Annotated in this window: 4 protein-coding genes; 1 reads left to right on the forward strand and 3 read right to left on the reverse strand. The window is 58.6% G+C overall.

Annotated elements, in window-relative coordinates; genetic code table 11:
- Positions 1 to 348: 348 nt before the first annotated feature.
- Together ARC63_RS22270 and ARC63_RS22275 are read right to left on the reverse strand one after the other, a co-directional pair.
- Positions 349 to 693, reverse strand: coding sequence for a hypothetical protein (locus ARC63_RS22270; RefSeq protein WP_057504420.1), 345 nt, complete (start codon positions 691 to 693; stop codon positions 349 to 351).
- A gap of 236 nt (positions 694 to 929) precedes the next feature.
- On the reverse strand, positions 930 to 1223 hold the full coding sequence (locus ARC63_RS22275; protein ID WP_057504421.1) for a hypothetical protein: 294 nt from the start codon (positions 1221 to 1223) through the stop codon (positions 930 to 932).
- Positions 1224 to 3293: 2070 nt separating this feature from the next.
- On the opposite strand from ARC63_RS22275, the gene ARC63_RS22285 reads away from it, so the two are divergent.
- On the forward strand, positions 3294 to 3989 hold the full coding sequence (locus ARC63_RS22285) for a site-specific integrase (protein WP_231298681.1): 696 nt from the start codon (positions 3294 to 3296) through the stop codon (positions 3987 to 3989).
- A 22-nt stretch (positions 3990 to 4011) separates the two neighbouring features.
- Here the strand turns inward: ARC63_RS22285 and ARC63_RS23375 are convergent, their stop codons facing one another.
- Positions 4012 to 4515 (reverse strand): hypothetical protein, encoded by a 504-nt coding sequence (locus ARC63_RS23375; protein WP_139042455.1) that lies wholly within the window; start codon positions 4513 to 4515, stop codon positions 4012 to 4014.
- Positions 4516 to 4997: the final 482 nt, after the last annotated feature.

Genomic DNA, 4997 nt, shown 5'->3' on the forward strand with positions numbered 1-4997 from the left:
CCAGGTTCACCGCAACCCGCCTGGCATCACGCCGTGCGACTACACCCCCAGGCAAAGGGCATCTTTCATCGGAAAAGAGGAAGGTGGAATGCTCGCCACCCAGGATTGCCCAGCCATCGAATGGGAACCGATGTTCGCGGGCGTGAGTTCATAAACCATTGATTCCAATGGCGCGCCCGACAGGAATCGAACCTGTAACCGCCGGCTTAGAAGGCTGCATGACTCTAGATGCGAATCAACAACGTGCATTGAGTTCATTTCTGGAGCATGGGCAGGCAGATCATTGCGGCGCAAGGACACGGTGGTGAGTTTTCTGGAGCTTCCGCGAGGGCGCCGTGAGTTGCTGCCTTACCCCATCCAGCCGAACGGCGGATCAAGGTCAGCCTTGGCCAGTCGGTTGCCGCGGACCTTTTCCTGCCAAGTCAAGATCGCGTCCACATCCTCCCGCAACCTCGCCTCGTGCCTGGTCACCCATAGCTCGGCCCCCGCCCGGCCCTGTTCGTAGCTGCTGCACCAGCGGAACGGACCGCCGGGGCCATGCCGGTGCCGATCCAGCGAGGCAATCCAGATGCCATCGTTCACCCGCTGGGCCATGGCCACCACCCATACGCCATGGCAGGCGATCACGGTCAGGGGGTCATCCGGGCGGCTGGCGGACCTGGTCGTCCAGCGGAAGTCGGCGGGGAGTGGCATGGCCGGGAGAATACGGCGGACCGTCGCAGATCCTGCGAACGTGGCTGCGACGTGCCTGAATCGTTCGGGCAGAGCCGAGCCTGGGCTCAGCTCTATTGCGGAAGGGCAATTGTTAAGCCACGCATCGGCGATTTGACGAAATCGTCAATTTGCCCGAATCGGAGGGTCGAGCCTGACTCGACTCTGTGCCGGCGCGGCGAGGCTCAGGCGCTTCCGGCCTGATGCAACATGGCCCTTCAATTCTTTTCGGTCGTAGCTCGCGACTCTTCCTTGACCTGCTCTCTCAACGCCGCGTCGCTGGCCTGAGCCCGTTCCAGCGCCTGTCTTACCTGAAACGCCGGATCTTGGGTCACGCCTTCTAGGGCCTCAATTGCTTGGCGATTCGCTTGCAACCGATACTCGCGGTCAATCCGTGCCATTTCGGCTACGGCAAGGACAACGCTGACGATCACCACCACGGCGATGAGGCTCTTCCAAGGGAAGCCGTCTTTACGGCGGGGCTTCTTATTGCGCTTTGGCAACTCTTCCATGATCCAGTCCGGCCATCTCGGTCAGGTGCTCTAGGGCCATGCTAGCGCCATGGAGCCCACTTGGCACCAACTACGCGGAAACAGCATATGGTTCTTCCAACTAGCCCCGGTGCCGGCGCGGCGCTGCTCACGCGCCCCCGGGTTGAGCTGCCTGCGGCCCCGGTCTACCCCGTCCCCAACCGCTTGCGAATCAGGATAGAGACTGCAAAGCTCGCCCACTCAGCATTCAGAGCGCCCCACCAACGGCATCGCAGGTAGGGCGCGGTGAATCAGATCGCGTGGAACGTCAGTTGGGAATCACTGTGAATGAGTGGTTAGAAACGTCTGAAACTTCACACACGGAAGCGATGGCTGCCGAATTGAAAAGACCAATGGATGGCATGGTGCAGCCAATCGGCAGAAATAGATTTCTGCTCGCGCCTGCAGGCCCAATCAACTCGCCATGAATAGTAGTCGCACACATCCCCCCCACAGATACCGCTAGTGACCCTGTGGTGCTCCCTGGGCGGTTGTCCTTCTCAAGCAGTGCTTCCCCTTCGAAGATGTCTTGCACGCCCTGAATGACTGCACTGGGTCCAGACATCGTCGCATTTGCGTAGCAGCTCTGGTCGAAGGATGGAGTTATCTTCTTGGACGTGGGCGATTCGCACGGGAAAACGAAATCGGTGTCTGGCGACAGCGTGACGGAGACATCCATCGCGGCCGAACGCCCATATTTCCGGCAAACCTCCTGATGTACCCTCACAGCTTCCAATGGTTGAGCCCATGGCTGGTACAGGTAATTTCCCTTCCCATCACCAAGTAGGGACAAGCGCACCCCTTCATTGACCTCGGTGATCTGACTGGGATTTACAATCCTTGTCGCCGATCGCGTGAACTGGCTGGTCGAGCTCGATGACGAAGCGCACGCACTGCCTACGATCATCGACGAAACAACAAAACAAATCGCGAAAGCACTCGATTTCATAATCGTCGTCCGTGTTATGCGGATAAATCATCCGCAGACAATCCTTGCACAAATGCGAATCATTTTCATCATCGAAAATTCGGACGCGATGAAATGTGACCTAGATCAAGGACGTGCTGTGCTTTGTTCTGACCAGGCGCGAATGGTTCTCCGTCAGGACCTGGACATTCCGAGGCGCTACCCTCTGCCTTGTTCGCAGCACAACATAAGGAGAGCGTCATGCGCATACTACTGGCCACCCTCATTGCAGCAGTGCCGGCCTTTGGTGCCGCTTGCTCTGCTGCTGCGCGTACTAGCGATACAGCTGGTCCCGAAGCGGTGCCACAGCACTACAGCATTGAGGAATGCCATTCGTATGCTGAAGCAGCTGCTGCACTTGTCGAGGAACGAAATCGCGGTGGTGATAAGGGCAGCATGCAAGATTTATTGGTCGGCCCGGAGGAATCCCGCAGGGACATGCTATCCCTAATCGACTATGTGTGGTCCGCACGAGGAGTTCTGGCTTGGTCAGCGCCCCATCAGGCCAAGACAGCGTTGGAACAGCAATGTAAGGGCCGCAAGACTAGTATGGAGATTGGGGCGAGGATCGACTGACATTCGTATGGCTCCATGTGTGATCCATCATGGTGAAAGCAGTCGAGCCAGGATTTCATACTAATCGGGCGTACAGCACTGCGAACTCCTGCAGCGACAGTGTGGCGCCGGTCATCCGGACCAGCTTCTGATAGGCGGCGGTGATCTGGGCGGAGTAGCACATGCGTGAAGTCTGGCCGCAACAGCCGTTCGGCCGGCGTGATGGTCACAGACCGCTCACGTCCACGACCATCACGTCCATCCCAGTGCCGGCAGCCACCGGTGCCGGGTGACCCCAAGGCGCGTAGGATCCCTCGCCGCTGTTCCAGCTCTGCAGGTCGTACCCATCGTTCCGCGAGTACACAAATCCTGCCGAACACGCCCACTGCCAGTTGGACGAAGGCGTTACCTGCACACCGCTCCACCTGTACGCCGGGCGCGTGACGACATAGGCGTACTGGCCGCTGCCCGCCACGCGGACCTGTGCGCTTGGCGACGCGCCTGGCGTCGTCCGGAAGTCGACCACCCGCATGTACTTCCTCGTTGAGTCGTACACGATGCGCCCCTGGGCCCGTGAACATGACCACGTCACGACGAACCCGGCCGCCGGCATCAAGCAGGTCAAAGAAAAAGCAGACCACCGCATGCCGCCGGCGGATGTATTCCGACGCGTGCAAGCTTATGCGAAGACCTGCAGCGCGCGCAGGCCTCGGGCAAAGGGAGCTGTCCCTGCGTATCTATGGGCAGCGATGGAGGTGGCCTATCAGGCACGCCTACGTGGAATTGAGGTGCTGACGCTCACTGACGCCCATGTGGACGGCGAGCTACTGCGGACGAACCGCCGGAAGGGTAGCCGCGACAACCTGGTGCGCAAGGGTCCGGAAACCGAAGAAGCGATAGCATTGCTGCGGGCTCGCCGCGCAGCGATATGGAACAAGAGAGGGGGAGTTGTACCCATCCGGGCCGAGGATCGCTATCTGCTCGTCAGCGAGGACGGAGAACGGTTGACCGGGGCTGGTTGGCAGACTGCCTGGGGGCGCATGATGCGCAATGCGGTGAAAGACGGGATCCTGAGCCAGGACGAACGGTTCGGCCTACATAGCCTGAAACATCGGGGCGTGACCGATACCAAGGGCGACAAGAAGGCAGCCAGTGGGCACAAGACTGACGCGATGATGCATGTCTACGATCACTCCCTGCCCGAGGTATCTGAGTCCGGGCAGTGATTCGGTCGCGGGGAGCGTCGCCTCAGCCTGCTGGTTGAGGTGGCTCAGGACCTTGGGGAGGCGAAACCGCCGCTCCAACCTCAACACTCACCCCCATCACGACTCCATCCTCGATTACGCCGCAAGCGACCTGCACCGGAGCCACTGCGGCAACAACCGGCACTTTTTCGGCAGCGATTCGATTTCTGATTTTTTCGCAGAGTTTCTTGATAGCCCCTCTGGATCGCCACCAGAGATAACCTTGATAGAACCCACCCAAGACTCCGACAATCGTCATCAACATGAAGACTGTCTCAACCCTCTTGGAGTGGAACTCGGCGCTGGCCAATGAAGAGCCGCAAGCCAAGGCACAGGAAAGTAAGAAGGTCGCCGAGGTCGAATGAAGGCCTCCCTGCGTGCCGATCTCCAGCTGATCCAGCTCGGAATCCTTGATCTCGTAAAGGTCAACTGACTCAACGCGCCCACGTCGAATAACGACGGAATCGCCGTCGCTGGCACTTGGATTCTTTGGTGGGACGGCACTCATAGGTGTTTTTTCAGCCATTCAGAATTGGCCTTCCCATAAGTATTCTTCCAAGCACCTTCAGTACCAGACCGAAGGACGAAGATCCTATCGCCAGGTTTGAGAATCTCGCCCAGCTCGTCCCGAATCTCCGCAGCCTTTTGGTCTGCGACGATCGCCCAGCATGTCGCAGTAATTGGGCAGTAGGTCTTGTAGCTTTTCAACTTTTCGCGCAGATCCAGGACCGTTTGCGGGTCCTTAACCTCGAAGCTGACAATAAAACAGGCCATTGAGCTGAGCCGTTCCCCTTGATTGCGGAAACCAGTCTACCCCGAGATGAACGATTCCGTAGCAGTCAACGTTGGGCTGTACTGAACTGAATTCTTGCGGCAATTCCGGAGGCAATTCCGGAATCTCACTATTCGCATCGTCAAACGACGCCTAACTATTTGTTTTTATTGGCGCGCCCGACAGGAATCGAACCTGTAACCGCCGGCTTAGAAGGC

Source organism: Stenotrophomonas geniculata ATCC 19374 = JCM 13324 (assembly GCF_001431625.1).
Classification (GTDB): Bacteria; Pseudomonadota; Gammaproteobacteria; order Xanthomonadales; family Xanthomonadaceae; genus Stenotrophomonas; species Stenotrophomonas geniculata.

Coding starts and splice junctions, on each gene's coding strand:
- ARC63_RS22270 (WP_057504420.1), bottom strand. CDS start 693: ATGCCACTCCCCGCCGACTTCCGCTGGACGACCAGGTCCGCCAGCCGC.
- ARC63_RS22275 (WP_057504421.1), bottom strand. CDS start 1,223: ATGGAAGAGTTGCCAAAGCGCAATAAGAAGCCCCGCCGTAAAGACGGC.
- ARC63_RS22285 (WP_231298681.1), top strand. CDS start 3,294: ATGTACTTCCTCGTTGAGTCGTACACGATGCGCCCCTGGGCCCGTGAA.
- ARC63_RS23375 (WP_139042455.1), bottom strand. CDS start 4,515: ATGAGTGCCGTCCCACCAAAGAATCCAAGTGCCAGCGACGGCGATTCC.